Below are 25,067 nucleotides of genomic sequence, written 5' to 3'. Positions count from 1 at the left end.
TACCGCACTGTGGCCATCCCGCGACAAGGGTCTGTCACCCGCCGTTTTCCTCGCGCTCGCGACGCTTGCGCAGGGCCTTCTCCTCGATCCCCGACAGCCCTTCGCGGCGCTCGAGCTCGGCGATCACGTCGGCCGGGCTCAGGTCGAAATGCGACAGCATCACGAGGCAGTGGAACCACAGGTCGGCCACCTCGCCGACCAGCGCGGTCGGCGCGCCGCCCTGGCGCACGTCCTTCGCGGCCAGCACGACTTCCGTCGCCTCTTCGCCGATCTTCTTCAGCACCGCGTCGTCGCCCTTGTGGAACAGGCGCGATACGTACGATTGATCGGGGTCGCCGCCCTTGCGGCTATCGATCACGGCCGCGAGGCGCAGCAGCGTGTCTTCGGTCGATTGCGTCATTTGTAGATGTGTTCGGGATCTTTCAGCACCGGCTCGACCGCGACCCAGTCGCCGCTGTCGACGGTGCCTTCGAATTTCTGGAAGAAGCACGAATGCCGGCCGGTGTGGCACGCGATGCCCGACACCTGCTCGACCTTCAGCAGCACGACGTCCTCGTCGCAATCGAGCCGCACTTCGTGCACGTGCTGCACGTGGCCCGACTCCTCGCCCTTGAACCACAGGCGCTTGCGCGAACGCGAATAGTAGACCGCGCGGTGCGTCTCGATCGTCTTCGCCAGCGCCTCGCGGTTCATCCACGCGAACATCAGCACGTCGTTCGTCGACGCCTCCTGCGCGATCACCGGCACGAGGCCGTTGTCGTCCCAGCGGACCTTGTCGAGCCACGCGGGCAATGCATTCGTTTCCGTATTCATCACAGCCTCACCGGGATGCCTTGGTCGGCCATGAAGCGCTTCGCCTCGCCGACCGTGTGCTCGCCGTAGTGGAAGATGCTCGCGGCCAGCACCGCATCGGCGCGGCCGTCCTTGATGCCGTCGGCCAGGTGCTGCAGCGAGCCGACACCGCCCGACGCGATCACCGGCACCGGCACCGCATCCGACACGCCGCGCGTGAGCGCGAGGTCGAAGCCCGACTTGGTGCCGTCGCGATCCATGCTCGTGAGCAGGATCTCGCCCGCGCCGAGCTCGGCCATCTTGCGCGCCCATTCGATCGCGTCGAGGCCCGTGTTCTTGCGGCCGCCGTGCGTGAAGACTTCCCAGCGCGGCGTCTCGCCGTCGGCCGACACGCGCTTCGCGTCGATCGCGACGACGATGCACTGCGAGCCGTACTTGTCGGCCGCGTCGCGCACGAGCTGCGGGTTCGCGACCGCCGACGAATTCATGCTGACCTTGTCCGCGCCCGCGTTCAGCAGGCGCCGCACGTCCTCGACGGCGCGCACGCCGCCGCCGACGGTCAGCGGAATGAAGACCTGCGACGCGACGGCTTCGATGATCGGCAGGATCAGGTCGCGCTGGTCGGATGTCGCGGTGATGTCGAGGAACGTCAGTTCGTCGGCGCCCTGGTCGTCGTAGCGGCGGGCGATCTCGACGGGGTCGCCGGCATCGCGCAGTTCGACGAAGTTGACGCCCTTGACGACACGCCCGGCAGTCACGTCCAGGCAGGGGATGATGCGTTTAGCTAGAGCCATGATGTTGCGCCAAATGCCGCGATGGGACGGCCGGTTGCGGAAAGCCTCGCGCGAGGCTTCCGTTGGGGCCGCCTGCTGGCAGCCCCGGCGAGCGGGACAACCGCGCTTACGCGTTGTCGAGTTCGCCGTTCAGTTCGTCCGCGCGCTTTTGCGCGGCCGCGAAATCGAGATCGCCGGAGTAGATCGCACGGCCGCAGATCACGCCTTCGACGCCGTGCTCTTCCACTTCGCACAGATTCTCGATGTCCGTGAGGTTCGACAGGCCGCCGCTGGCAATCACCGGGATGCCGACCGCCTGCGCGAGCTTCACGGTCGCCTCGATGTTGATGCCCTGCAGCATCCCGTCGCGGCCGATGTCCGTGTAGACGATCGATTCGACGCCGTAGTCCTCGAACTTCTTCGCGAGATCGACCACCTCGTGGCCCGTGAGCTTGCTCCAGCCGTCGGTCGCGACCTTGCCGTCCTTCGCGTCCAGCCCGACGATGATGTTGCCCGCGAACGCGGTGCACGCGTCCTGCAGGAAACCCGGATCCTTCACGGCCGCGGTGCCGATGATCACGTAGGACAGGCCCGCGTCGAGATACTTCTCGATCGTCTCGAGGCTGCGGATGCCGCCGCCGAGCTGTACGGGGATTTCATCGCCGACTTCGTCGAGGATCGCTTCGATCGCCTCGAGATTCTTCGGCTTGCCGGCGAATGCGCCGTTCAGGTCGACCAGATGGAGCCGCCGGGCGCCGAGATCGACCCACTTGCGGGCCATCGCCGCCGGGTCCTCGGAGAAAATCGTGGCCTGGTCCATATCGCCCTGTTTGAGGCGCACACACTGACCGTCTTTGAGATCGATGGCCGGAATCAGCAACATAGCAATCGGGTGTCGTCGTGGAAGAAGAAAAGAATCCGGCGCGTACCGGCCAATCCGGTACCGCGCCGTCTCGCTAGTTTAGTACAACTCTTTCGGCGCTTAGGCGCGCGAGCCCCGTAAGACGGGCCTCTGCGGCCCGCCGACTGTGGCACGCACGCGACGTTCACGGTTTCCAGTGTACGAAGTTGCGATACAGACGCAACCCGACCTCCGCGCTTTTCTCGGGGTGGAATTGGGTCGCGAAGAGGTTGTCCCGCGCGACCGCGGACGTAAACGGCGCGCCATAGGCCGTTTCGCCGACCGTATGCGCCGGGTTGTCCGGCGTCACGTAGTAGCTGTGCACGAAGTAGAAATACGCGTCGTCGGGCACGCCGTCCCACAGCGGATGCGGCTGCGACTGGCGCACGCGGTTCCAGCCCATCTGCGGCACCTTGAAGCGCGAGCCGTCGTCCTGCACACGGCCGTCGAGTTCGAAACGCACGACCTTGCCGGGCAACAGGCCGAGGCCCTTCGTGTCGCCTTCGGCGCTCCAGTCGAACAGCATCTGCTCGCCGACGCACACGCCGAGCAGCGGCTTCGTGCGCGAGGCCTCGATCACGGCCTCCTGCAAGCCCGACTCGCCGAGGCAGCGCATGCAGTCGGGCATCGCGCCCTGGCCGGGCAGCACGACACGGTCGGCCGCGCGGATCGCGGCCGGCGTGTCGACGATCGCCACGTCGGCGGCCGGTTCGGCCTTCTTGAGCGCCTGCGCGACCGAGCGCAGGTTGCCCATCCCATAATCCACAATCGCAATCGAAGTTTTCATCTCAGTGCAGGCAGTAGCGCCCTCAGTCCATTGACGATGAATTCCACCGCCAGCGCCGACAGCATCAGACCCATCAGCCGCGTGGCGATGTTGATGCCCGTGCGGCCGATCCAGTTCGCGATCGGCTCGGCGAGCCGCATCGCGACGAAACACAGAAAAGCCAGGGCCGCGCCGATCGCGACCAGCCCGGCCCGCTCATACCAGTGACGCGAGTTCGCCGCGTAGATGATCACCGTGCTGATCGAGCCGGGGCCCGTGAGCAGCGGAATCGCCAGCGGCACGACCGCGATGTTGTCCTTCAGCTCGGCCTCGTGGCGCTCCTCCGGCGTCGATCGCGTGTTGCCGATCTGCGCGTTCAGCATGTTGATCGCCATCAGCAGCATGATGATCCCGCCGCCCACCTCGAGCGACCCGACCGAAATGCCGAAGAAGTCGATGATCTGCTGCCCGAGCAGTGCCGTCACCGTCATCACGCAGAACACCGACACCGACGCGATCCGGATCGTACGCCGCCGCTCGATGTCCGTCTGCTGCGCCGTCAGGCTCAGGAAGAACGGCACCGCGCCGATCGGGTTGATCAGCGCCAGCAGCGAAATGAACGATTTGAGCAGATCCATCGCAAGCCGGCGCCGCGCGCCGAAGCCGTGAGGTTGTCCTAGACGCTCCGTCCGGTCAGTTCAGGTTCAGAGGCTGCCCTTCGTCGACGGGATCTGCCCCGCCGCACGCTCGTCCAGCTCCACCGCCGCGCGCAGCGCACGGCCGAAGGCCTTGAACACGGTCTCGAGCTGATGGTGCGCGTTGATCCCGCGCAGGTTGTCGATGTGCAGCGTGACACCCGCGTGGTTCACGAAACCGCGGAAGAACTCGATCGACAGGTCGACGTCGAACGTGCCGATCCGCGCACGCGTGAACGGCACGTGGAATTCGAGGCCCGGCCGGCCGGAGAAGTCGATCACGACGCGCGACAGCGCCTCGTCGAGCGGCACGTACGAATGGCCGTAGCGACGGATGCCCTTGCGGTCGCCGATCGCCTTCGCGACAGCCTGCCCGAGCGTGATGCCGACATCCTCGACCGTGTGGTGGTCGTCGATATGCGTATCGCCATGCGCTTCAACCTCGAGATCGACCAGACCGTGTCGAGCGATCTGGTCGAGCATATGGTCGAGGAACGGCACGCCGGTAGCCAGCTTCTGCTGGCCCGTGCCGTCGAGATTGAGCTTCACACGGATCTGCGTTTCGCTGGTATTGCGAACGACTTCCGCCACACGCATGGCAATTCCTTGACTGAGTCGATGTAAATGGGGATTGATCGTTTCGCGCCGCGGCGCCCGCAGGCTCAACCGGGCAGCGCGAGTTTCAAAGCGGCCAGCAGGCGCGCGTTTTCGTCGGGAGAACCGACGGTGAGCCGCACGCATTCAGCCAGCAACGGATGCATTTTACTCACGTTTTTGACCAAAACCCGCTCGGTGAGCAGCGCGTCGAACACGGCGGCCGCGTCCGGCACCCGCACCAGCAGGAAATTGCCGGCGCTCGGGAACACCGTCGCGCCCGGCAGCGCGGCCACGGCCTGCGCGAGACGCGCGCGTTCCGCCCGCAGATCGGCCGCCTGCGCGTCGAGCACGCCGAGGTGGTCGAGCAGGAAATCGGCGGTCGCCTGGGTCAGCACGTTGATGTTGTACGGCGGGCGCACCTTGTCGAATTCGGTCAGCCATGCGGGCGAACCGACCAGATAACCGAGGCGGATGCCCGCGAGGCCGAGCTTCGACACCGTGCGCATCACGACGACGTTGTCGAATTCGGCGGCGCGCGGCAGCCACGAGCGCCCGGCGAACGGCTGGTACGCCTCGTCGATCACGATCAGGCTGTGCCGCGCGGCCGCGACGATCCGTTCGATGTCGGCATCGTCGTACAGCGTGCCGGTCGGGTTGTTCGGATAGGCGAGATAGACGAGCGCCGGACGATGCTCGGCGATCGCCGCGAGCATCGCGTCGACGTCGAGCGTCAGGTCGGCCTTCAGCGGCACGCCGACGAATTCGAGCTGCGCGAGCTTGGCGGACAGTTCGTACATCACGAAGCCCGGCACCGGCGCGAGCACCTTCGCGCCCGGCTTCGCGCACGCCACCGACATCATGCTGATGATTTCGTCCGAGCCGTTGCCGAGCAGCACGTCGCAGGCGGCCGGCACGCCCATCGCGTGGCGCAGCTTGTCGATCAGCGCGGCCGGGCGCGGCGCCGGGTAGCGGTTCAGCGCGACCTGCGCGAGACGCTCGCCGAGCGCCGCGGCGAGCGGTTCGGGCAGCGGGTACGGGTTCTCCATCGCGTCGAGCTTCACGAACCCGCTCGCGTCCGGCACCGGATAGCTCGTCATCGCGAGCACGTCGCGGCGAATGATGTCTTGTGGCGTCGTCATGATCTCAAGCCGGCGTGCGTCGCGCCGGCGTCAAATGATCGGCAAGGCGGAGGCCGCCGCCCTGCACAGGTGTCTCCAGCCCCGGCCTTCGGGGTGCGAGCCGGGCGGCACATCCGCGCCTGCCCCGGCCCCGCGCTGCGTGCGCTCAGTTCTTCATCCGGAATTCGGCGCTCTTCGCATGCGCCTGCAGCCCCTCGCCGTAAGCGAGTTCGGATGCGATCTCGCCGAGCGTCTGCGCGCCTTCGGCGCTCACCTCGATCAGGCTCGAGCGCTTGATGAAGTCGTACACGCCGAGCGGCGACGAGAAACGCGCGGTGCGCGACGTCGGCAGCACGTGGTTCGGGCCCGCGCAGTAGTCGCCGAGGCTCTCGCTCGTGTAGCGGCCGAGGAAGATCGCGCCCGCATGGCGGATCTGCTGGCCCCACTGCTGCGGCTCCAGCGCGGAAATTTCCAGGTGCTCGGGTGCGATGTCGTTCGCGATCCGGCAGGCTTCGGCCATGTCGCGCACCTTGATCAGCGCGCCGCGGCCTTCGAGCGACGCGCGGATCACGTCCTGGCGCGGCATCGACGGCAGCAGCTCGTTGATCGCCTTCTCGACGCGATCGAGGAACGCACTGTCCGGACACAGCAGGATCGACTGCGCGAGCTCGTCGTGCTCGGCCTGCGAGAAGAGATCCATCGCGACCCAGTTCGGGTCGGTCGTGCCGTCGCACAGCACGAGGATTTCCGACGGCCCGGCGATCATGTCGATGCCGACCGTGCCGAACACGCGGCGCTTCGCCGACGCGACGTACGCGTTGCCGGGGCCGCAGATCTTGTCGACGGCCGGCACCGTCGCCGTGCCGTACGCGAGCGCGCCGACCGCCTGCGCGCCGCCGATCGTGAACACGCGATCGACGCCGCCGAGCAGCGCCGCGGCGAGCACGAGGTCGTTCTTCACGCCGTCCGGCGTCGGCACGACCATCACGATCTCGCCGACGCCCGCAACGCGCGCGGGAATCGCGTTCATCAGCACCGACGACGGATACGCGGCCTTGCCGCCCGGCACGTACAGGCCGACGCGGTCGAGCGGCGTGATTTTCTGGCCGAGCACCGTGCCGTCCGCTTCCGTGTACTGCCAGCTATGCGTGCCGCACTCGATCTTCTGCTTCTCGTGGTACGCGCGCACCCGCGCAGCCGCCGCTTCCAGCGCCGCGCGCGCCTTCGGCGCGAGGCCGTCGAGCGCCGTCTGCAGCGCGTCCTGCGGCAGCTCCAGCGCGGCGACGCTGTTCGCGCTCAGCCGGTCGAAGCGGTTCGTGTACTCGAGCACCGCGGCGTCGCCGCGCGACTTCACGTCGGCGAGGATCTGCGCGACCGATTGCTCGATCGCCGCGTCTTCGCTTGCCTCGAATGCGAGCAGCGCGCGCAGCTCGGCGCCGAAGCCTTCGCTCGTCGAATCGAGCTTGCGAATGGTGATGGACATGGGAGTTCCGTTACGGTGATGCGCTCAACCGCCATTCTGCGACGCGCGTTCGAACGCGTCGAGGATCGGCTTGAGTGCCGTGCGCTTCAACTTCAGCGCAGCCTGGTTCACGACGAGGCGCGACGAGATCGCCATGATCTCCTCGACCTCGACCAGATTGTTCGCCTTCAGCGTGCCGCCCGAGCTGACGAGGTCGACGATCGCGTCGGCCAGCCCCACCAGCGGCGCGAGCTCCATCGAGCCGTACAGCTTGATCAGGTCGACGTGCACGCCCTTCGCGGCAAAGTGTTCGCGCGCCGTTTCGACGTACTTCGTCGCGACGCGCAGCCGCGCACCCTGGCGCACGGCGTTCGCGTAATCGAAGCCGGCCGATACGGCCACCGACATCCGGCAGCGCGCAATGTTCAGGTCGATCGGCTGGTACAGGCCCGAACCGCCGTGCTCGACCAGCACGTCCTTGCCGGCCACGCCGAAATCGGCCGCGCCGTATTCGACATAGGTCGGCACGTCGCTCGCGCGCACGATGATCACGCGCAGGTCCGGGTTCGTCGTCGGCAGGATCAGCTTGCGCGACGTTTCCGGATCCTCCGTCACCTGCACGCCGGCGGCGGCGAGCAGCGGCAGGGTTTCCTCGAAAATCCGGCCCTTCGACAACGCAAGGGTCAACGGCGGGGTCAGCGGCGCGGTCATGCTTGGCTCCCGGAAAGGCGGCGCACGTTCGCGCCGACGGCGGTCAGTTTGGCTTCCATGCGGTCGTAGCCGCGGTCCAGGTGATAGATGCGGTCGACGAGCGTTTCGCCGTCGGCACGCAGCCCGGCGATCACGAGGCTCGCCGACGCACGCAGGTCGGTCGCCATCACGTTCGCGCCCGACAGCTTCTCGACGCCCGTCACGAGCGCGGTGTTGCCGTCGATCGTGATGTTCGCGCCGAGCCGGTTCAACTCCTGCACGTGCATGAAGCGGTTCTCGAAAATGGTTTCGACGACCTGCGCGGTGCCCGTCGCGACCGTATTGAGGGCCATGAACTGCGCCTGCATGTCGGTCGGGAACGCCGGGTATTCCGACGTGCGGATCGTGACCGCCGACGGCCGGCGATCCATCTTCACGCGCAGCCAGCTGTCGCCTTCCTCGATCGACACGCCGGCTTCGCGCAGCTTGTCGATCACCGCGTCGAGGATGTGCGGGCGCACGCCCGTCAGCATCACGTCGCCGCCCGCCGCCGCGACCGCGCACAGGAACGTGCCGGCCTCGATGCGGTCGGGGATCACCGAATGGCGCGCGCCGTGCAGCCGCTCGACGCCCTGGATCACGAGGCGATCGGTGCCGATGCCGGCGATTTTCGCGCCCATCGCGACCAGCAAGTGTGCGAGATCGCTCACTTCCGGCTCGCGCGCCGCGTTTTCGATCACCGTCTCGCCGTCTGCCAGCGTCGCGGCCATCAGCAGGTTCTCGGTGCCCGTCACCGTGATCATGTCGGTCACGATGCGCGCGCCCTTCAGCCGCTTCGCGCGCGCTTCGATGAAACCGTGCTCGATGCTGATCTCGGCGCCCATCGCCTGCAGGCCCTTGATGTGCTGGTCGACCGGCCGCGCGCCGATCGCGCAGCCGCCCGGCAGCGACACCTTCGCCTCGCCGAAGCGTGCGAGCAGCGGCCCGAGCACGAGGATCGACGCGCGCATCGTCTTGACGAGCTCGTACGGCGCCACGAGGTTGTCGACGCGCGACGCGTCGAGCTGCACGCGGCAGCCGTCGGTCTCGCTCTTCACGCCCATCTGGTTCAGCACCTTCAGCGTGGTGCGCACGTCCTTGAGATTCGGCACGTTGTCGAGGTCGACCGGATCGGCGGTGAGCAGCCCCGCGCACAGGATCGGCAGCGCGGCATTCTTCGCGCCCGACACGACGATCTCGCCCGACAGGCGGTGTCCGCCTTCGATCACGAGCTTGTCCATCCCATGGCCATGCGATTCCCCGTTGGCGGCCGGGTGTGCCGTGGCGACGCTCTGGACGGCGTCGCGCTCGTTGACGGTGACTTGCACTCAGTGAGTTCCGGTTATGCGTTCTGCCATTCGGCGGGCGTCAGCGTCTTCATGCTGAGCGCGTGAATTTCCTGCTTCATGCGATCGCCGAGCGCCGCATAGACGAGCTGGTGCCGCTGGATCGGACGCTTGCCTTCGAAGGCCGCCGACACGATCGTCGCGAAGAAATGCTGGCCGTCGCCTTCGACTTCCAGATGCGTGCAGGCGAGACCGCCGGCGATGTATTGCTTGACCTGTTCGGGAGTCGGCAACATGGTGTAAGGCTCCTGTCGGCGCGCGCCGCCTGGATGGCGGCCGCTGCCTGTCGATATCAATGACGCAGTTTGTAGCCGGTCGCGAGCAGCCGCATCGCGATCAGCGCGAGCAGCACGAAGAAACCGGTGACGATCGCGAGGCTCGCGAACGGGTTGATGTCGGACGCGCCGAAGAACCCGAAACGGAAGCCGTCGATCATGTAGAAAAACGGATTGAGACGCGAGATCTCGCGCCACACGGGCGGCAGCGAGTGCGTCGAATAGAACACGCCGGACAGGAACGTCAGCGGCATGATCAGGAAGTTCTGGAACGCGGCGAGCTGGTCGAACTTCTCGGCCCAGATCCCGGCGATCAGGCCGAGCGTGCCGAGGATCGCCGAGCCGAGCAGCGCGAACGCAATGATGAACAGCGGCGCCGCGAAATGCATCGGGATAAACCAGATCGTCACGACGAACACGCCCGTGCCGACCGCGAGGCCGCGCACCACGGACGCGAGCACGTACGCGCCGAAGATGTCGCGGTACGACAGCGGCGGCAGCAGCACGAACACGAGATTGCCGGTGATCTTCGACTGGATCAGCGACGACGAGCTGTTCGCGAACGCGTTCTGCAACACGCTCATCATCACGAGGCCCGGTACGAGAAAACTCACGTACTCGACGCCCGGATAGACCTCGACGCGGCCCGACAGCGCGTGGCCGAAGATCGTCAGGTACAGCAGCGCCGTCACGATCGGCGCGAGCACCGTCTGGAACGACACCTTCCAGAAACGCAGCAGCTCCTTGTAGAACAGCGTTTGAAACCCGCTACCCGACACTCGCCCGATAGCGCCCGGCTCAGGAGTTTGGAGGGAACGCAGTTCGCGTGGGGGTTGTTGATTCATGCCAGTCCCTCGATCACCTCGGCCCCGTTCATCACCTGGACGAACACGTCTTCGAGGTCGGCCTTGCGGACCTCGATCTCGTCGAATGTGCAGCCCGCCGCGCGGCATTGCGCGAGGATCCGCTCGACATCGTCGTAGCTCGTCAGGCGCAGCAGGTGCTCGCCCGGCGCGCGCGCGGCCGGATCGGTCTCCAGCCCGCGCAGCTCGGTGGGCAGCGCGCCCGTTGCCAGCCGCAGGTACAGCTGCAGCCCCGCGAAGCGGCGCAGCAGCGCGTCGGTGCGGTCGAGCGCGACGACTTCGCCACGGCGCAGCATCGCGATGCGGTCGCACAGCGACTCGGCTTCCTCGAGGTAGTGGGTGGTCAGCACGATCGTGTGACCTTCGCGGTTCAGGCGCGAGATGAATTTCCACAGCGTCTGGCGCAGCTCGACGTCGACGCCGGCGGTCGGCTCGTCGAGCACGATCACGGGCGGCCGGTGCACGAGCGCCTGCGCGACCAGCACGCGGCGCTTCATCCCGCCGGACAGCGCGCGCATGTTCGCGTCGGCTTTCTCGGTGAGGTCGAGATTGGCCATCACTTCATCGATCCAGTCGTCGTTGCGGCGCAGCCCGAAATAGCCGGACTGGATCCGCAGCGTCTCGCGGACGGTGAAGAACGGGTCGAACACGAGTTCCTGCGGCACGACACCGAGCGCGCGGCGCGCGCCACGGAAGTCCTTGACGACGTCGTGACCGCGCACCGAGATACTGCCTTCGTCGGCCCGGGCGAGCCCGGCGAGGATACTGATGAGTGTGGTCTTGCCTGCGCCGTTGGGGCCGAGCAGACCGAAAAACTCGCCTTCCTCGACCGACAGGCTGACGCCCTTGAGCGCCTGAAGCGATTTGTAGCGCTTCTTGACGTGACGGATTTCTATGGCTGACATGACTGTGCGCGGCGCAAGGGCCGCGACGCCTATTCTGTGCTTGCTGCGAATAAAAATGGGGGCCGGACGCCGATTGGCTGCCCCGCAAAACGCTTGATTATAGGGCAAACCGGCTGGTGGAGCCGGTGCCGGAGGCACGCGGCCTGAAGCGTGCGCGCGCCGGCTGGCGCGGCAGGCTCCGGTCGGACAGGGTCAATGTCGCCCGGTGCCTTCGATGAGCGCGTCGACGCCGTAGGCGCGCGCGAGGCTGGCGAGCTTCGGGGGGAGATTGAGGATGTCGAGGGTCGCGCCGCGCGCTTTGGCGGCACGTTGCCATGCGAGCAGCACGGCGAGCGCGGACGAGTCGAACTGCGTCAGCGCCGCGCAATCGACGGCGGTCGCGCCCGCGCCGATGCGCGCAAGACCGTCCGCGAGCGCGGACTTCGCGCTCGCGACGGTCAGCGAGGAGCCGGCTTCGAAACCGCTCACGACGCTTGCTTGCCGGCGGCAAGTTGCTGGTTGCGCTGCGTGAGGAACTGGATCAGGCCGTCCACGCCGCTTTGCTGGATCTTCTCGTTGAACTGCTGCTGGTACGTCTGGATCAGCCATGCGCCGAGCACGTTCAGGTCATACACCTTCCAGCCGTTCGCCGTCTTGTACAGGCGATAGTCGATCTGGACCGGCTGGCCGTTGTTCATCGCGACCGTCTTGACCACGACGTCGGTATCGGCCGGATCGGCGCGGAACGGCGGGTACTGGATCTGCTGGTCCGGCTTCAGTTGCGCCAGCGCGCCCGAATACGTGCGGATCAGCAGCAGCTTGAACTGCTCCTGAACCTGCTGCTGCTGTTCGGCCGTCGCCGTGCGCCAGTTGCGGCCCATCGCGAGCTGCGTGGTGCGGCGGAAATCGGTGTACGGCAGGATGTCCTTGTTGACGATCGTGATGATGCGGTTGGTGTCGCCCTGCTTGATCGTCTGCTGCTTGACTTCGTCGAGCACCTGCTGCGTCGCCGTCTTGATCAGCGCCTGCGGGTTCGACTGGTCGACTTGCGCGTGGGCTGCGCTGCCGAACGAGAACAGCGCCGCGAAAACGGGGATCAGGAACAGTTTTTTCATCATAGTGACCTGCATGAATAAGTCGATGCGAAGGTTGGAGCAGGTAGCTTACGCGCAAGTTCGCGCACGCTACCGACTGAATCGTTTCCGGCTGTAACGAATGTAAATCCGTCAGTGCAGACGAATGCTCGGGAAGCGGAACCCGCCCGGCGACGGCGGCGCCACCTGCATCGGCGGCACGTTCGTCTCGCTGGCCGGGTTCGGCGATTCGGCCGCGCCCGATGCACCTGCCGGCGCCGTCGCGCCGCCCACCGCTGCCGCGCCCGCCGTACCGGCCGCGCCGGCTGCCGCCGGTGCCGCGCCGTCGTCCGGCAGGTCGTACTTCGGCAGCGCGTCGTTGCTCGACGTCGCGGCCGCCTCGCCGCGCGCGTTGCTGATCAGCATCTGGCGGCGCTGCAGGTACGCGTTACGCACGAACGAATACTTGTCGAGTGCCGCGGCATCCAGCACGTCGCCCGCGCCGAGCAGGTTCGAACGCGTGTTGACGAGGTTGACGCCGAACAGGCCCCAGCTCAGGCCATCCGGCTTCACGTAGGTGAGCGGGTTGCCGACGTAGTCGACGCCCAGGCCGGCCGTGTCGCGCAGCGTGCTCGGGCCGAGCAGCGGCAGCACCAGATACGGGCCCGACGGCATGCCGTAGCGGCCCATCGTGATCCCGAAGTCGGCCGTGTGCTTCGGCAGCTTCGCGATCGTCGCGACGTCGAACAGGCCGCCGACGCCGAACACCGTGTTGATCACGACGCGCATGATGTCGCCGACGCCGTCCGCGATCCGCAGCTGCACGATGTTGTTCGCCGCGATGTAGACGTCGCCGATGTTCGAGAAGAAGTTCGTCACGCTGTCGCGCACCGGCTGCGGCACCACGTACTGGTAGCCCTTCGCGACCGGCTTCAGCGCATACGTATCGACCGTGTCGTTGAACTTGTACATCGTCCGGTTGAAGCCTTCGAGCGGATCGCCCTTGGTCGGCGTCTGCACGGTCGCGCAGCCGCTCAACGCGGCGACTGCCGCTACCGCCAGCGCGGCGTGCCTGATGCGGATCGTCTGCATGGTCATTACCCTCTTCTATTCTCTCGTGTGGTTATTGGGCCGCGGAACCGGACGCGGCGGGCGCAGCGGACACCGCCGACGCCGGCACCGCCACCGGTGCAGGCGCGGCCGGCGCGCCGGCTGCCGGCTTCGCACCGCCCGCATCGGCTGCCTTGCTGTAAAGGAACTGGCCGATCAGGTTCTCGAGCACGATCGCCGATTGCGTCATCGTGATCGTATCGCCCGACTTCAGCATTTCGGTGTCGCCGCCCGGATCGAGGCCGATATATTGCTCGCCGAGCAGGCCCGACGTCAGGATCTTCGCCGACGAATCCTTCGGGAACTGATACTGGCCGTCGACATCGATCGTGACAAGCGCCTGGTACGTGTTCGTGTCGAAACCGATCGTCTTCACGCGGCCGACCACGACGCCCGCGCTCTTCACGGCCGCGCGCGGCTTCAGCCCGCCGATATTGTCGAATTTCATCTTCACCGAGTAGGTCGGCTGAAACGAGAACGAGCTCATGTTGCCGACCTTCAGGGCCAGGAACAGCACCGCAAGGAAGCCCACCACCACGAACAGGCCGACCCAGAAGTCGAGAGCAGTCTTTTTCATCGTCATCCCAAAATTTGGCTTGGCTGAGGCTTAGCTGAACATCAGCGCGGTCAGCAGGAAATCGAGGCCGAGTACGGCGAGCGACGCGAACACGACCGTCTTGGTCGTCGCGCGCGACACGCCCTCGGGCGTGGGCTTCGCTTCATACCCTTGAAACAGTGCAATGAAGGTCACGGCGAACCCGAACACGATGCTCTTGATCACGCCGTTGCCGACGTCGGCCCAGACCTGGACCCCGCCCTGCATCTGCGACCAGAACGCACCCGGATCGACGCCGATCAGCACGACACCGACGAAGTAACCGCCGAGCACGCCGACCGCGTTGAAGATCGCGGCCAGGAGCGGCATCGCGATGATGCCCGCCCACAGGCGCGGCGCGATCACGTTCTTGATCGGGTCCACCGCCATCATCTCGAGCGCGGTGAGCTGCTCGCCGGCTTTCATCAGACCGATCTCGGCCGTGAGCGACGTGCCCGCGCGGCCCGCGAACAGCAGCGCGGTGACGACCGGCCCGAGCTCGCGCACGAGCGACAGCGCGACCAGCAGGCCGAGCGCCTGCTCGGAACCGTAGCGGTTCAGCGTGTAGTACCCCTGCAGGCCGAGCACGAAGCCGACGAACAGCCCCGACACGGCAATGATCACGAACGAATAGTTGCCGAGGAAGTGGATCTGCTTCGTGACCAGCCGCGGCCGGCGCAGCAGCGGGAAGAATTCCAGCACGAGGCGCACGAACAGCCGCGTGCCGTAGCCCGCGCGCTCGAGGCCGCCGATGACGTAACGTCCGATCGCGCTGATCATGCGCGCCCTCCGCCGAGCCCGAAATCCGCCGCCAGCGGCGGGCTCGTGTAATGAAATTTGAACGGGCCGTCCGGCGCGCCGTCGATGAACTGCCGCACGCTCGGGTCGGTCGACGCGCGCAGCTCGTCGGGCGTACCCTGCGCGAGCACGCCGCCGTTGGCCAGGAAATACACGTAGTCGGCGATCGCGAACGATTCCGGCACGTCGTGCGTGACGAGGATCGACGTGGCACCCAGCGCCTGGTTCAGCGTGCGGATCAGGTTCGCGGTGATGCCGAGCGAGATCGGATCGAGGCCGGCGAACGGCTCGTCGTACATGATGAGCTGCGGATCGAGCGCGATCGCGCGTGCCAGCGCGATGCGGCGCGCCATCCCGCCCGACACCTCGGACGGCATCAGGTCGCGCGCACCGCGCAGCCCGACCGCGTTGAGCTTCATCAGCACGAGGTCGCGGATCAGGTCTTCGGGCAGGTCGGTATGCTCGCGCAGCGCGAACGCGACGTTCTCGAACACCGACATGTCGGTGAACAACGCGCCGAACTGGAACAGCATGCCCATCTTGCGGCGCAGCGCATACAGGCCGTCGCGCGTTTGCGCGCCGACATCGGCGCCGTCGAACAGCACCTGGCCTCGGCGCGCACGCACGAGGCCGCCGATCAGGCGCAGCACGGTCGTCTTGCCGCAACCCGACCCGCCCATAACCGCGACGACCTGCCCACGCCCGAAGCGCAGGTTCAGGTTGGACAGGACGAGGCGGTCGCCGTAGCCAAAGTCGACGTCGCGAAGTTCCAGCAGGGTCTCGGTAGGAGTGGGGCTCACGGAGCTGACAGTCCTTTTACGCAGAACGCCGAATTATAGGGCCTGCATTGGAATGATGTCGTGACGCCGTTCCGGGCCCTGCGGTCAATGATTGTCAAATTGTCCGGGAAAACATTGCTGCAACGCAACAACGGCAGCCCGATAGTCGGCCGCGCCCGTCACCGCACTGACCACCGCGACACTGCCGACACCCGTCGCCAGCACGGCCGGCAGCGCGTCGAGCCCCACCCCGCCGATCGCGACGAGCGGCGCCCGCGCCCCGGCGAAGCGCGCATAGCGGGCAATCCGCGCCAGGCCCTGCGGCGGCGCCGCGACGGCCTTGGTCGCGGTCGCGTACACGGGGCCGAGCGCGAGGTAGCTCGGGCGCTCGTGCAATGCGCGCAACATTTCGTAATAACCGTGGCTCGAAAGTCCGAGCCGCAGGCCAGCGCGCGCGATCGCGGCCAGATCGGCCGTTTCGAGGTCTTCCTGGCCCAGATGAACGCCGTACGCCCCCTCTTCCACGGCGATCTGCCAGTGATCGTTGATGAACACGCGCGCATCGGGATGGCGGCGCCCGGCCGCGACCGCGCGTGCGATTTCCCGCCGCAACGTGTCCGGCGTCGCGCCTTTCACGCGCAGTTGCACGGTCCGCACACCGCAATCGAGCACGCGCTCGACCCATTCGGCGTCCGGCACGACCGGATAGAGGCCGAGCTGCGCGGGGCACGGCGCGAACGCGGGTTCCGGCGCGGCCGGCAGCCCGGCGACACGCGGGAACCGCGCGGCGTCGACCGGCCACGCATCGGCGGCGCGCGTTTCGTCGCCGTCGCGCCAGGCCAGCGCCAGCACCAGCGCGTCGACCGGCGCAAAACCGCAGTCGAGGAACGCGGCGAGCGCGGCAATCCAGTCGTCCGCGAGCGGGTGCGCGGCGTCGAGCGCGTAGCGCGCGCCCGCCGTGTGCAGCACCGCCCCCTGCTCGTCGAATTCGATCGCGACCGCGCCCGGCGCCGCGGGCCGCGACGCGGCCGACGCGCGTGCCTGCGCGGCGCGGTCGCCGGCCGATACGATCAGCACGTCGCCCTCGGCCGGCGCATCGGGCACCGCGACGCAAAGCCGCCACGGCGCGGCGACGCCCGGCCAGTCGCCCAGCCGGGCGCGAATCCGTTCGGCCGCTTCGGCCAGTTCGTCGGCCGGCGGCCAGAATGCATCGGCGAAACGCACGCTCATGCGCCGCCCCCGTCCTGGTGCCAGAACGGCATCCCGACGACCGGCGTGCTGGCGTGCGCGGTCTCGCGCGCGTCCATCGGCCCGGCGAGATACGCGGCACGGCCGGCCTCGACGCCCTGCGCGAACGCACGCGCCATGATCTCCGGGTGCGTGGCCTGCGACACGGCGGTGTTCAGCAACACGCCGTCGAAGCCCCATTCCATCACCTGGCACGCGTGCGACGGCACGCCGAGCCCCGCGTCGACGATCAGCGGCACGTCCGGCAGGCGCTCGCGCAGCACGCGCAGCCCGTACGGGTTCACGACGCCCTTGCCGGTGCCGATCGGCGCGCCCCACGGCATCAGCGCCTCGCAGCCGGCGTCGAGCAGGCGCCGGCCGATCACGAGATCCTCGGTGCAATACGGCAGCACCTTGAAACCGTCCTTGACCAGTTGCGCGGCCGCCTCGATCAGGCCGACCGGGTCGGGCTGCAGCGTGTAGTCGTCGCCGATCAGCTCGAGCTTGATCCAGTCGGTGCCGAAGACCTCGCGCGCCATGTGCGCGGTCGTCACGGCTTCGGCGACGGTCTGGCAGCCGGCCGTGTTCGGCAAGAGCGGCACCGCGTGGCGCTTGAGCAGGTCGAAGAAGCCGGCTTCGGCCGTGCCGCCCGTCATCTGGCGGCGCAGCGCGACCGTCACCATCCCGGGGCGCGACGCGTCGATCGAATCGGACAGCGACTGCAGCGACGGATAGCGCGACGTGCCGATCAGCACGCGGCTTGCGAAGGTTTCGCCGTACAGCGTCAGCGCGTCGGCGGAGGTGAGGGACGTCATGTCGTTTTCCTGAAAGAGCGGGGACGAACCGGCGGCGCTCAGCCGCCCGCGACCGGGTGCACGACGTCGAGCTTGTCGCCCGCCGCGAGTGCGCGCGCCGCATGCTGCGTGCGCGCGACGAAGTTGCCGTTCAGCGCGACCGCGTACGGCGGACGCGCGCCGTACGCGGCGAGCGCGTCGGCCACCGTTGCGCCGTCGGGCAACGTCAGGTTCTGTTGGTTGATCTGGATGTCCATGAGGCTTCGTCGAATTCGGTCGGCGGTGCGCGTCAGGCCGGCTGGCGCGCGTCGTTGCGGTGATGAAGGAGCGTCGGCCAGCGCTCGGCGCCGCGCCACGCGGCGAACGCGTCGGGATCGCCGAACGCGCCGCCGAGCGCGGCTTCGGCAAGCGCGACGGCCGCATGCGCGACTTCCGGCGCGATCATGAAGCCGTGCCGGTACAGGCCGTTGACGGCGAGCGTCGACGCACCATCCCAGATCACCGCCGGGCGATGATCGGGCAGCGTCGGCCGGCACTGCGCATTGAGTTCCAGGATGCGCGCCTCGCCGAACGCCGGATGCACGGAGAACGCCGCGCTCAGCAGTTCGAGCGCGGAGCGCACGCTGACGGGCGACATGTCCTCGCCCTCCACCTCGGTCGCGCCGATCACGTAGAGATCGTCCTGCTTCGGTGCGATGTAGAGCGGGTAGCGCGGATGCAGCAGCCGCACGGGCCGGGTGAGCCCGATGCCGGGCGCGTGCACGCGCGCGACTTCGCCGCGGATGCCGCGCAACGCGGGCAGCGCGGGTTTCGCGCCGAGCCCGCGGCAATCGATCGTGAAATGCGCGGCGGGCAGGTTCGCATCGTCGATCGTGACGTGCCAGTGCAGGTCGACGCCGCGCTCGGCGAGGCCGGCCGCGAGCGCGCGCAGCGCCTGGCGATTGTCGAGCTGGCCTTCGTTCGGCAGCAGCAGGCCGCGCGCGAAGCGGCCCGCGAGCACCGGCTCGGCCGCGTCGACCTGCGCGCCGGCGAGGGTCACGAAACCGTTGTCGAACAGGCCGGCCGGCGCGTTCGCGCGCACGCGCCGCTCGAACAGCGGCGCCTCCGCGCGGTCCGCGTGATGCCAGACGACGAGCGTGCCGTGATGCTGGAAGAAGACGGGTTCGGGCAGTTCAGCGAGCCACTGCGGCCAGCGCGCGAGCGACGCGGCGCCGAGCTCGGTGATCAGCAGCTCCGCGCTCGCCGCTTCCGCGAGCGGTGCGAGCATGGCGGCCGCAATCCACGCGGCCGACTGCTCGCCGTCCGGGCCGCCGCGCTCGTAAAGCGCGACGCGATGGCCGTCGCCTGCGAGCCGCCATGCGATCAGGCGGCCGACGAGGCCGCCGCCGAGCACCGCGAAATCGGGGTGGGTGTCCCGGACGTTCATCGCGCCCCCTCCGCGCGGGCGCGCCCGACGAACGTCGACGCGCACGCGCCGCCGCATGCGAACGCACGCGACATCGGGCCGGGAACCATGCAAAAGACTGAAGATTGTGCGGTCATCATTCCTTCCGTAACGCGCAATGCGCGTACCCAAAAGGACGAAACCGGCAGCAAAGGCCGGCCGGGCGGGACTCGGGCGCTGACCATGTGGGATGGCAGCCAGCGCGACCCGGCGGGATCAGAAACTTCCCTCGCCGGTATTACCCGGATCGGGTGCGAAGGGTCTTTCTCAGCCTCATTGCGCTGCCCGGAACATCCGCCGGCCGCGCTACAAAGCACCCCTGTTTCGTCGTCGGCCATTAGACCATAAAAGCGGAAAGCGCCGCAAACTGTCCCCCTTGCGGCAAATTCGCCGTCGTGCCGCGCCGCTCTGGCACAATGCCCGCAGGCCGGCCGCGCGAGCGGCCGGTTGCCGCGTCACCGCCGGCCTTAAGTGCCGTTTAAGGCGCGCGGGCGACCATCCGGACGCCCGCCGTCAGTCGGCGCCGCGTCCCGGCATGCCGTATCGCGGCGCGCGCCCGGCTTCGCCCGGCCCGCGCGCCGGCTACTCATCAGGAAGCACATGACCCAATCGATCGATCCCGTCCGCTCCGCCTCAGACGCGCCGCAGGACGAGCGCCCGGTATCCGCATGGAGCCTCATCAAGCCCTACTGGGTATCGTCCGAATGGAAAATCGCATGGGGCCTGCTGGTCGCGATCATCGCGATCAACCTCTGCGTGGTCTGGATCAACGTCCGGCTCAACAAGTGGAACGCGGAGTTCTACAACGCGCTGCAGTCGAAGGACGTCCACGACTTCCCGAACCTGCTGATGCAGTTCTCCGCGCTCGCGTTCGCGTTCATCATCCTCGCCGTGTACGGCCGCTACCTGCGGCAGATGCTCGGCTTCCGCTGGCGCCAGTGGCTCACCGACCGTTTTCTCGGCCAGTGGCTCGGCGATCGCGCGTTCTACCGGATCGAACGTGACCGTCTCGCCGACAACCCCGACCAGCGGATCACCGACGACCTTCAGTCGTTCTCGACGACCACGCTCGCGCTGTCGCTCGACCTGCTGTCGACGGTCGTCACGCTCGTGTCGTTCATCACGATCCTGTGGTCGCTCGCCGGCGCGCTGACGCTCTCGCTCGGCGCGACGCCGATCACGATCCCCGGCTACATGGTGTGGGCGGCGGCGCTGTACGCGGTGGTCGGCTCGCTGATCATCCAGAAGGTCGGCCACCCGCTCGTGTCGATCAACTACCAGCAGCAGCGCGTCGAGGCCGACTTCCGCTTCGGGCTGATCCGCGTGCGCGAGAATGCCGAGCAGATCGCGTTCTACGACGGCGAGAAGACCGAGACCGGCAACGCGCAAAACCTCTTCATGCGCATCCGCGACAACTGGTGGCGCGTGATGAAGTACACGAAGCGGCTCACGTTCGTGCTGAGCTTCTACGGGCAGATCGCGATCATCTTCCCGCTCGTCGTCGCCGCACCGCGCTATTTCGCGGGCGCGTTCTCGTTCGGCGTGCTGATGCAGATCTCGTCCGCGTTCGGCACCGTCAGCGATTCGTTCTCGTGGTTCATCAACAGTTACTCGACCCTCGTCGAATGGCGCGCCACCGTCAACCGTCTGCGCGAATTCAAGCGCGTGATGGGCACGTCGCACCTGAAGGAAAGCCTGTCGCCCGCGACCGAGCACGGCGGCATCAACCTGCATTACGTCGACGGCGCGAAGCTGTCGACGTCGTCGCTCAAGCTCGCGCTGCCGAACGGCAATGCGCTCGCGAACATCGGCAGCGTTACGATCGAGCCCGGCTCGCGCTGGCTCGTGATCGGCAAGTCGGGTTCCGGCAAGAGCACGTTCATGCGCGCGCTCGCGGGGCTCTGGCCGTTCGGCGACGGCGCGATCGATGCGCCGGTCGGCGCGCGGATGATGTTCGTGCCGCAAACGAGCTATCTGCCGATCGGCACGCTGAAGGCCGCGCTCACCTATCCGGCGACAGCCGACGCGTTCAGCGACGAAGCCTGCCGCGACGCGCTGCGCGCATGCCGCCTCGACGATTATGCCGAGCGCCTCGACGAGACCGCGCACTGGACCCGCGTGCTGTCGCCGGGCGAACAGCAGCGCCTTGCCGGCGCGCGCGTGCTGCTGCACAAGCCCGACTTCCTGTTCCTCGACGAAGCGACGAGCGCGCTCGACGCCGACAACGAGGCGCGCCTGTACCACCTGTTCGCCGAACGGCTGCCGAAGGCCGCGATCGTCAGCATCGCGCACCGCGAGTCGCTGGCCGCGTTCCACGTCGGCACGATCAACGTCGAGCGCGTGAACGACAGCGACAAGGTCGCCGCGTGAGGCCACGCGCCGCGCACGTCGCCCGGATCGCGCTGATCACCGGCGCCGGCTCGGGGATCGGCGCGGCACTCGCGCGGCGGCTCGCGGCGCCCGGCATCGCACTGGCGCTGCATGCACGCGGCGCGGACGAAGCGGCACGCGTGCGGCTCGCCGAAGTCGCCCGCGCGTGCACGGCGGCCGGCGCGGAGTGCGTCACGCTCACCGGCGATCTCGGCGAGCCCGGCGTGGCCGCGTCGCTCGTCGATGCCGCCGCCACGCGCTTCGGCGGGCTCGATCATCTCGTCGCCAACGCCGGCTTCGCCGCGCGGCAATCCTTTTCCGGTCTTTCCACGGACGCGCTCGCGTCCGCCTTCGCGGCGATGCCCGGCGCGTTCTCCGCGCTCGCGGGCCGCGCGCGGCCGCTGCTCGAGGCGTCGGCCGCGCCGCGGATCGTCGCGGTCAGTTCGTTCGTCGCGCACCGCTACCGCGCCGACGCGCCGTTCGCGGCCACCGCTGCCGCGAAGGCCGCGCTCGAATCGCTGGTGCGCACCGCCGCCGCCGAATTCGCCGCGCGCGGCATCACCGTCAACGCGGTCGCGCCGGGCTTCACGCGCAAGGACCACGGGCCGAGCGCCGGCAACGCCGACGCATGGGCGCAGGCCGAACAGGCGACACCGCTCGGCCGGATCGCCGAACCCGACGACGTCGCCGCGCTGATCGCGTTCCTGCTGTCGGATGCGGCGCGACAGATCACCGGGCAGATCGTCCACATCGACGGCGGCCTGACGCTCTGAATCGAGCGGCCGTACGTCGTGCGGTCGCGCGGGACGTCGCTGCCACCGACGTTGGCGTGGCACGCGAGCGCGATCGGCGCCCGCACGTTCGCGGAACACCCGCCGTTGCACGCCGCCCTCCCCCCCTCGCCGCCCGCCGCGCCATCGCGCTCTCGCTCCCGTCTTTTTGGCGCCCCGCTCCCCGCCCGTAAAATAACCGCCACGCGGCAGCGCGAGACAGGACGAGACAACAGGGGGACGGCAAGCATGCAGGCATTCCAGTGGTTCGACGAGCTGTCGACACGCGAACGCAGGACGCTGTATGCCGGATTCGGCGGCTACGCGGTCGATGCGTTCGACTTCATGATCTATTCGTTCCTGATTCCGACGCTGATCGCAGCCTGGGGCATGACGAAGAGCGAGGCCGGGATGATCGCGACGAGCTCGCTGATCTCGTCGGCGCTCCGCGGCTGGGTCGCCGGCATCCTCGCCGACCGCTACGGCCGCGTGCGCGTGCTGCAGTGGACGATCGCGACGTTCGCGCTGTTCACGTGCCTGTCCGGCTTCACCGATTCGTTCTGGCAACTGCTCGCGACACGCACGCTGCAGGGCTTCGGCTTCGGCGGCGAATGGTCGGTCGTGACGATCATGATGGCCGAGACGATCCGCTCGCCCGAACACCGCGCGAAAGCCGTCGGCACCGTGCAGAGCAGTTGGTCGTTCGGCTGGGGCGCGGCCGCGATCCTCTACTGGGCGTTCTTCGCGCTGCTGCCCGAGCAGGTCGCATGGCGCGCATGCTTCTGGATCGGCATCGCGCCCGCGCTGTGGATCCTGTACATCCGCCGCAACGTCAGCGATCCGGACATCTACACGGCCACCCGCCGCGCGCGCGACGAAGGCCGCGTGTCGGGCCACTTCCTCGAGATCTTCTCGCCGCCGCACCTGCGCGCGACGCTGTTCGGCAGCGCGCTGTGCACCGGGATGCTGGGCGGCTACTACGCGATCACGACGTGGCTGCCCACCTACCTGAAAACCGTCCGCCACCTGTCGGTGTTCAACACGAGCGGCTATCTCGTCGTGCTGATCGTCGGCTCGTTCGTGGGCTACGTGGTCGGCGCGATCCTGTCCGACCGGCTCGGCCGCCGCGCGTCGTTCATCCTGTTCGCGATCGGCTCGTTCTCGCTCGGCATGGCGTACACGATGCTGCCGATCACCGACACCGCGATGCTGCTGCTCGGCTTCCCGCTCGGGATCGTCGTGCAAGGAATCTTCGCGGGCGTCGGCGCGTACCTGTCGGAGCTGTATCCCGGTGCGATCCGCGGCTCGGGCCAGGGCTTCTGCTACAACCTCGGGCGCGGGCTCGGCTCGTTCTTCCCGATCCTCGTCGGCTCGCTGTCGCAGTCGATGTCGCTCGTGAAGGCGATCGGCCTCGTCGCGGGCGGCGGCTACCTGCTCGTGATCGTCGCCGCGCTCGTCCTGCCGGAAACGCGCGGCAAGTCGCTCGTCGACGATCCGGCCGTCGCGTCCTGAGCAACCGTCACGTTCCGGAAACCGCATGCACGTGATCGTTCTCGGCGCCGGCGTGATCGGCGTCACCACTGCCTGGCACCTGCGCGAAGCAGGTTGCGAGGTCACCGTGATCGAACGCGAGGCCGATGTCGCGCAGGCGACGAGCCTCGGCAACGCCGGCGTGATCGCGCCCGGCTACGTGACGCCGTGGGCCGCCCCCGGGATGCCCGGCAAGATCCTCAAGTACCTGTTCGAGCCCGCGTCGCCGCTGATCTTCCGGCCGACGCTCGAAGCCGCGCAGTGGCGCTGGATCGCGCGCTGGCTGCGCGAATGCGAATTCGAGCGGTTTCGTGTGAACAAGCAGCGGATGCAGCGCATCGCCTATTACAGCCGCGCATGCCTGCACGCCTTTCGCGACCGACATCCGTTCGACTACGGCGCGAGCCGGGGCTACCTCCAGCTGCTGCGCGGTGCGTTCGACGTGCAGATGGTGCAGCCCGCGCTGAAGGTGCTGCGCGACGCCGGCATCGCGTTTCGCGAGCTCGATGCGGCCGGCTGCACGGCGATCGAGCCGGGCCTGCGCTGGGCGCGGCAGGCACCCGTCGGCGGCATCTACCTGCCCGACGACGAAGCGGGCGACTGCGCACGCTTTACGCGTGAACTGCGGGCGCTGTGCGAAGCAAACGGCGTGACGTTCCGCTTTCACACGGACGTGCAGGCGCTCGACGTTGAGGCGGGCCGGGTGCGCGGCGTGCGGATCGTCGGTAACGGCAACGAGGATGGCGATACGCCGGATCGCGCACGAGCGCATCCGCACGCATCGAGCGCCGGCAGCAAGCAACGCGACGCGCGACTCGCCGCCGACGCGATCGTCGTCGCGCTCGGCGTCGACAGCGCCGCGCTGCTGCGGCCGCACGGCATCGACGTGCCGCTCTATCCGGTGAAGGGTTACTCGGCGACGCTCTCCGTCGTCGACGACGAAAAAGCGCCGCACGCCGCGCTGATGGACGAATCGCTGAAGACGGCGATCACGCGCTTCGGCCCGACGTTGCGCGTCGCGGGTACCGCGGAACTCGGCAACCGGCACGCAGCGCTGCGCCGGCAGGCGCTCGATACGCTGATGAAGGTGCTCGACGACTGGTTCCCGCACGCGGCCGATCGCGCATCGGCGCGCTTCTGGGTCGGCCGCCGGCCGATGACGCCCGACGGGCCGCCGCTGCTCGGCGCGAGCGGGATCGACGGGCTCTGGCTCAACGTCGGCCACGGCTCGACGGGCTGGGCGATGTCGATGGGGTCGGGGAAGGTGGTGGCGGATCTCGTCACGGGGCGGGAACCGGAGATCGACTTGTCGGGCCTGACGCTCTCGCGCTACGGCCGGTAGGCCCGGTGGCCCGGTGGCCCCGCAGGCCCGGCAG

At 68.1% G+C, this 25,067-nt stretch carries 28 protein-coding genes and 1 riboswitch; of the genes, 4 read left to right on the top strand and 24 right to left on the bottom strand.

All coding sequences use genetic code 11. From position 1 onward, the window contains the following. Window positions 1–34: 34 nt before the first annotated feature. From PQB87_RS02225 to PQB87_RS02110, 24 genes are all read right to left on the bottom strand, one after another. Complete coding sequence (locus tag PQB87_RS02225; RefSeq protein WP_006485344.1) at window positions 35–400, bottom strand: phosphoribosyl-ATP diphosphatase; 366 nt, start codon at window positions 398–400, stop codon at window positions 35–37. Next, the gene (gene hisI, locus PQB87_RS02220) at window positions 397–813 is read right to left on the bottom strand and encodes a phosphoribosyl-AMP cyclohydrolase (RefSeq protein ID WP_021161852.1); all 417 of its coding nucleotides are present in this window, start codon (window positions 811–813) and stop codon (window positions 397–399) included. The genes PQB87_RS02225 and hisI overlap by 4 nt, the downstream gene beginning before the upstream one ends. Next, complete coding sequence (gene hisF / locus PQB87_RS02215) at window positions 813–1,586, bottom strand: imidazole glycerol phosphate synthase subunit HisF (RefSeq protein ID WP_011350732.1); 774 nt, start codon at window positions 1,584–1,586, stop codon at window positions 813–815. The genes hisI and hisF overlap by 1 nt, the downstream gene beginning before the upstream one ends. Before the next feature lie 106 nt (window positions 1,587–1,692). Then, entirely contained in the window at window positions 1,693–2,448 is a 756-nt protein-coding gene (gene hisA, locus PQB87_RS02210) for a 1-(5-phosphoribosyl)-5-[(5-phosphoribosylamino)methylideneamino]imidazole-4-carboxamide isomerase (protein WP_021161854.1), read from the bottom strand. A 163-nt stretch (window positions 2,449–2,611) separates the two neighbouring features. After that, a complete protein-coding gene (gene hisH, locus PQB87_RS02205; RefSeq protein WP_034189815.1) occupies window positions 2,612–3,253 on the bottom strand; it encodes an imidazole glycerol phosphate synthase subunit HisH in 642 nt (213 codons plus the stop codon). After that, complete coding sequence (locus tag PQB87_RS02200) at window positions 3,250–3,870, bottom strand: MarC family protein (RefSeq protein WP_027788538.1); 621 nt, start codon at window positions 3,868–3,870, stop codon at window positions 3,250–3,252. Before PQB87_RS02200 ends, hisH begins: the two co-directional genes overlap by 4 nt. A gap of 66 nt (window positions 3,871–3,936) precedes the next feature. Next, a complete protein-coding gene (gene hisB, locus PQB87_RS02195) occupies window positions 3,937–4,524 on the bottom strand; it encodes an imidazoleglycerol-phosphate dehydratase HisB (protein WP_011350728.1) in 588 nt (195 codons plus the stop codon). 65 nt (window positions 4,525–4,589) lie between these two features. After that, complete coding sequence (gene hisC, locus PQB87_RS02190; RefSeq protein ID WP_021161857.1) at window positions 4,590–5,663, bottom strand: histidinol-phosphate transaminase; 1,074 nt, start codon at window positions 5,661–5,663, stop codon at window positions 4,590–4,592. A 145-nt stretch (window positions 5,664–5,808) separates the two neighbouring features. Next, on the bottom strand, window positions 5,809–7,125 hold the full coding sequence (hisD, locus tag PQB87_RS02185) for a histidinol dehydrogenase (protein ID WP_059688387.1): 1,317 nt from the start codon (window positions 7,123–7,125) through the stop codon (window positions 5,809–5,811). A gap of 24 nt (window positions 7,126–7,149) precedes the next feature. Further along, window positions 7,150–7,803, bottom strand: a complete 654-nt coding sequence (hisG, locus tag PQB87_RS02180) for an ATP phosphoribosyltransferase (protein WP_060060623.1) — start codon at window positions 7,801–7,803, stop codon at window positions 7,150–7,152. Window positions 7,804–7,811: 8 nt separating this feature from the next. Continuing rightward, window positions 7,812–9,074, bottom strand: coding sequence for a UDP-N-acetylglucosamine 1-carboxyvinyltransferase (murA, locus tag PQB87_RS02175; protein WP_489242828.1), 1,263 nt, complete (start codon window positions 9,072–9,074; stop codon window positions 7,812–7,814). 101 nt (window positions 9,075–9,175) lie between these two features. Beyond that, complete coding sequence (locus PQB87_RS02170; RefSeq protein WP_006477131.1) at window positions 9,176–9,415, bottom strand: BolA family protein; 240 nt, start codon at window positions 9,413–9,415, stop codon at window positions 9,176–9,178. Window positions 9,416–9,471: 56 nt separating this feature from the next. Continuing rightward, window positions 9,472–10,299 carry an ABC transporter permease gene (locus PQB87_RS02165; protein WP_226127385.1) on the bottom strand — a complete coding sequence of 276 codons (828 nt, stop codon included), beginning with the start codon at window positions 10,297–10,299 and terminating at the stop codon, window positions 9,472–9,474. Further along, window positions 10,296–11,222: an ABC transporter ATP-binding protein gene (locus PQB87_RS02160; RefSeq protein ID WP_021161862.1), complete on the bottom strand. Its 927-nt coding sequence runs from the start codon at window positions 11,220–11,222 to the stop codon at window positions 10,296–10,298. Before PQB87_RS02160 ends, PQB87_RS02165 begins: the two co-directional genes overlap by 4 nt. Before the next feature lie 192 nt (window positions 11,223–11,414). Next, complete coding sequence (locus tag PQB87_RS02155) at window positions 11,415–11,690, bottom strand: STAS domain-containing protein (RefSeq protein ID WP_027788544.1); 276 nt, start codon at window positions 11,688–11,690, stop codon at window positions 11,415–11,417. Beyond that, window positions 11,687–12,316 (bottom strand): MlaC/ttg2D family ABC transporter substrate-binding protein, encoded by a 630-nt coding sequence (locus PQB87_RS02150; RefSeq protein WP_059522369.1) that lies wholly within the window; start codon window positions 12,314–12,316, stop codon window positions 11,687–11,689. The genes PQB87_RS02155 and PQB87_RS02150 overlap by 4 nt, the downstream gene beginning before the upstream one ends. A gap of 111 nt (window positions 12,317–12,427) precedes the next feature. Then, on the bottom strand, window positions 12,428–13,366 hold the full coding sequence (locus PQB87_RS02145; RefSeq protein ID WP_059688477.1) for an MlaA family lipoprotein: 939 nt from the start codon (window positions 13,364–13,366) through the stop codon (window positions 12,428–12,430). Between the two features lie 31 nt (window positions 13,367–13,397). Next, window positions 13,398–13,961 (bottom strand): outer membrane lipid asymmetry maintenance protein MlaD, encoded by a 564-nt coding sequence (mlaD, locus tag PQB87_RS02140; RefSeq protein WP_111943194.1) that lies wholly within the window; start codon window positions 13,959–13,961, stop codon window positions 13,398–13,400. Between the two features lie 30 nt (window positions 13,962–13,991). Then, the gene (mlaE, locus tag PQB87_RS02135; protein ID WP_021164333.1) at window positions 13,992–14,759 is read right to left on the bottom strand and encodes a lipid asymmetry maintenance ABC transporter permease subunit MlaE; all 768 of its coding nucleotides are present in this window, start codon (window positions 14,757–14,759) and stop codon (window positions 13,992–13,994) included. Next, entirely contained in the window at window positions 14,756–15,577 is an 822-nt protein-coding gene (locus tag PQB87_RS02130; RefSeq protein WP_006477138.1) for an ABC transporter ATP-binding protein, read from the bottom strand. Before PQB87_RS02130 ends, mlaE begins: the two co-directional genes overlap by 4 nt. An 84-nt stretch (window positions 15,578–15,661) precedes the next feature. After that, window positions 15,662–16,786 carry a thiamine phosphate synthase gene (gene thiE / locus PQB87_RS02125; protein WP_174415298.1) on the bottom strand — a complete coding sequence of 375 codons (1,125 nt, stop codon included), beginning with the start codon at window positions 16,784–16,786 and terminating at the stop codon, window positions 15,662–15,664. Continuing rightward, window positions 16,783–17,598, bottom strand: a complete 816-nt coding sequence (locus PQB87_RS02120; RefSeq protein WP_059688384.1) for a thiazole synthase — start codon at window positions 17,596–17,598, stop codon at window positions 16,783–16,785. Before PQB87_RS02120 ends, thiE begins: the two co-directional genes overlap by 4 nt. Before the next feature lie 38 nt (window positions 17,599–17,636). After that, window positions 17,637–17,834, bottom strand: a complete 198-nt coding sequence (gene thiS, locus PQB87_RS02115; RefSeq protein WP_011350713.1) for a sulfur carrier protein ThiS — start codon at window positions 17,832–17,834, stop codon at window positions 17,637–17,639. 32 nt (window positions 17,835–17,866) lie between these two features. After that, window positions 17,867–19,003, bottom strand: a complete 1,137-nt coding sequence (locus tag PQB87_RS02110; RefSeq protein WP_489242509.1) for an FAD-dependent oxidoreductase — start codon at window positions 19,001–19,003, stop codon at window positions 17,867–17,869. A 225-nt stretch (window positions 19,004–19,228) separates the two neighbouring features. Continuing rightward, window positions 19,229–19,352, bottom strand: a riboswitch (TPP riboswitch). 269 nt (window positions 19,353–19,621) lie between these two features. Here PQB87_RS02110 and PQB87_RS02105 point away from each other — a divergent pair. The 4 genes from PQB87_RS02105 (at window position 19,622) to PQB87_RS02090 (ending at window position 25,033) form a co-directional block, all read left to right on the top strand. Next, window positions 19,622–21,391 carry an ABC transporter ATP-binding protein/permease gene (locus PQB87_RS02105; RefSeq protein ID WP_489242508.1) on the top strand — a complete coding sequence of 590 codons (1,770 nt, stop codon included), beginning with the start codon at window positions 19,622–19,624 and terminating at the stop codon, window positions 21,389–21,391. Beyond that, complete coding sequence (locus PQB87_RS02100; protein WP_059688381.1) at window positions 21,388–22,164, top strand: SDR family NAD(P)-dependent oxidoreductase; 777 nt, start codon at window positions 21,388–21,390, stop codon at window positions 22,162–22,164. Before PQB87_RS02105 ends, PQB87_RS02100 begins: the two co-directional genes overlap by 4 nt. 246 nt (window positions 22,165–22,410) lie before the next feature. Beyond that, entirely contained in the window at window positions 22,411–23,673 is a 1,263-nt protein-coding gene (locus tag PQB87_RS02095; RefSeq protein WP_489242507.1) for an MFS transporter, read from the top strand. A 25-nt stretch (window positions 23,674–23,698) separates the two neighbouring features. Beyond that, the gene (locus tag PQB87_RS02090; RefSeq protein WP_174415296.1) at window positions 23,699–25,033 is read left to right on the top strand and encodes a D-amino acid dehydrogenase; all 1,335 of its coding nucleotides are present in this window, start codon (window positions 23,699–23,701) and stop codon (window positions 25,031–25,033) included. The last annotated feature ends 34 nt before the right edge of the window (window positions 25,034–25,067 follow it).

Source organism: Burkholderia sp. KL41 (assembly GCF_057005415.2).
The sequence above is the reverse complement of the archived record's forward strand: the minus strand, read 5'-3'. Positions and strand labels throughout refer to the sequence as shown.

Coding starts and splice junctions, on each gene's coding strand:
- PQB87_RS02105 (WP_489242508.1), top strand. CDS start 19,622: ATGACCCAATCGATCGATCCCGTCCGCTCCGCCTCAGACGCGCCGCAG.
- PQB87_RS02120 (WP_059688384.1), bottom strand. CDS start 17,598: ATGACGTCCCTCACCTCCGCCGACGCGCTGACGCTGTACGGCGAAACC.
- hisH (WP_034189815.1), bottom strand. CDS start 3,253: ATGAAAACTTCGATTGCGATTGTGGATTATGGGATGGGCAACCTGCGC.
- PQB87_RS02090 (WP_174415296.1), top strand. CDS start 23,699: ATGCACGTGATCGTTCTCGGCGCCGGCGTGATCGGCGTCACCACTGCC.
- PQB87_RS02110 (WP_489242509.1), bottom strand. CDS start 19,003: ATGAACGTCCGGGACACCCACCCCGATTTCGCGGTGCTCGGCGGCGGC.
- PQB87_RS02150 (WP_059522369.1), bottom strand. CDS start 12,316: ATGAAAAAACTGTTCCTGATCCCCGTTTTCGCGGCGCTGTTCTCGTTC.
- hisC (WP_021161857.1), bottom strand. CDS start 5,663: ATGACGACGCCACAAGACATCATTCGCCGCGACGTGCTCGCGATGACG.
- hisB (WP_011350728.1), bottom strand. CDS start 4,524: ATGCGTGTGGCGGAAGTCGTTCGCAATACCAGCGAAACGCAGATCCGT.
- PQB87_RS02165 (WP_226127385.1), bottom strand. CDS start 10,299: ATGAATCAACAACCCCCACGCGAACTGCGTTCCCTCCAAACTCCTGAG.
- PQB87_RS02145 (WP_059688477.1), bottom strand. CDS start 13,366: ATGCAGACGATCCGCATCAGGCACGCCGCGCTGGCGGTAGCGGCAGTC.
- PQB87_RS02095 (WP_489242507.1), top strand. CDS start 22,411: ATGCAGGCATTCCAGTGGTTCGACGAGCTGTCGACACGCGAACGCAGG.
- PQB87_RS02160 (WP_021161862.1), bottom strand. CDS start 11,222: ATGTCAGCCATAGAAATCCGTCACGTCAAGAAGCGCTACAAATCGCTT.
- hisI (WP_021161852.1), bottom strand. CDS start 813: ATGAATACGGAAACGAATGCATTGCCCGCGTGGCTCGACAAGGTCCGC.
- thiS (WP_011350713.1), bottom strand. CDS start 17,834: ATGGACATCCAGATCAACCAACAGAACCTGACGTTGCCCGACGGCGCA.
- PQB87_RS02170 (WP_006477131.1), bottom strand. CDS start 9,415: ATGTTGCCGACTCCCGAACAGGTCAAGCAATACATCGCCGGCGGTCTC.
- hisA (WP_021161854.1), bottom strand. CDS start 2,448: ATGTTGCTGATTCCGGCCATCGATCTCAAAGACGGTCAGTGTGTGCGC.
- mlaE (WP_021164333.1), bottom strand. CDS start 14,759: ATGATCAGCGCGATCGGACGTTACGTCATCGGCGGCCTCGAGCGCGCG.
- PQB87_RS02225 (WP_006485344.1), bottom strand. CDS start 400: ATGACGCAATCGACCGAAGACACGCTGCTGCGCCTCGCGGCCGTGATC.
- PQB87_RS02200 (WP_027788538.1), bottom strand. CDS start 3,870: ATGGATCTGCTCAAATCGTTCATTTCGCTGCTGGCGCTGATCAACCCG.
- hisF (WP_011350732.1), bottom strand. CDS start 1,586: ATGGCTCTAGCTAAACGCATCATCCCCTGCCTGGACGTGACTGCCGGG.
- hisD (WP_059688387.1), bottom strand. CDS start 7,125: ATGTCCATCACCATTCGCAAGCTCGATTCGACGAGCGAAGGCTTCGGC.
- mlaD (WP_111943194.1), bottom strand. CDS start 13,961: ATGAAAAAGACTGCTCTCGACTTCTGGGTCGGCCTGTTCGTGGTGGTG.
- thiE (WP_174415298.1), bottom strand. CDS start 16,786: ATGAGCGTGCGTTTCGCCGATGCATTCTGGCCGCCGGCCGACGAACTG.
- murA (WP_489242828.1), bottom strand. CDS start 9,074: ATGGACAAGCTCGTGATCGAAGGCGGACACCGCCTGTCGGGCGAGATC.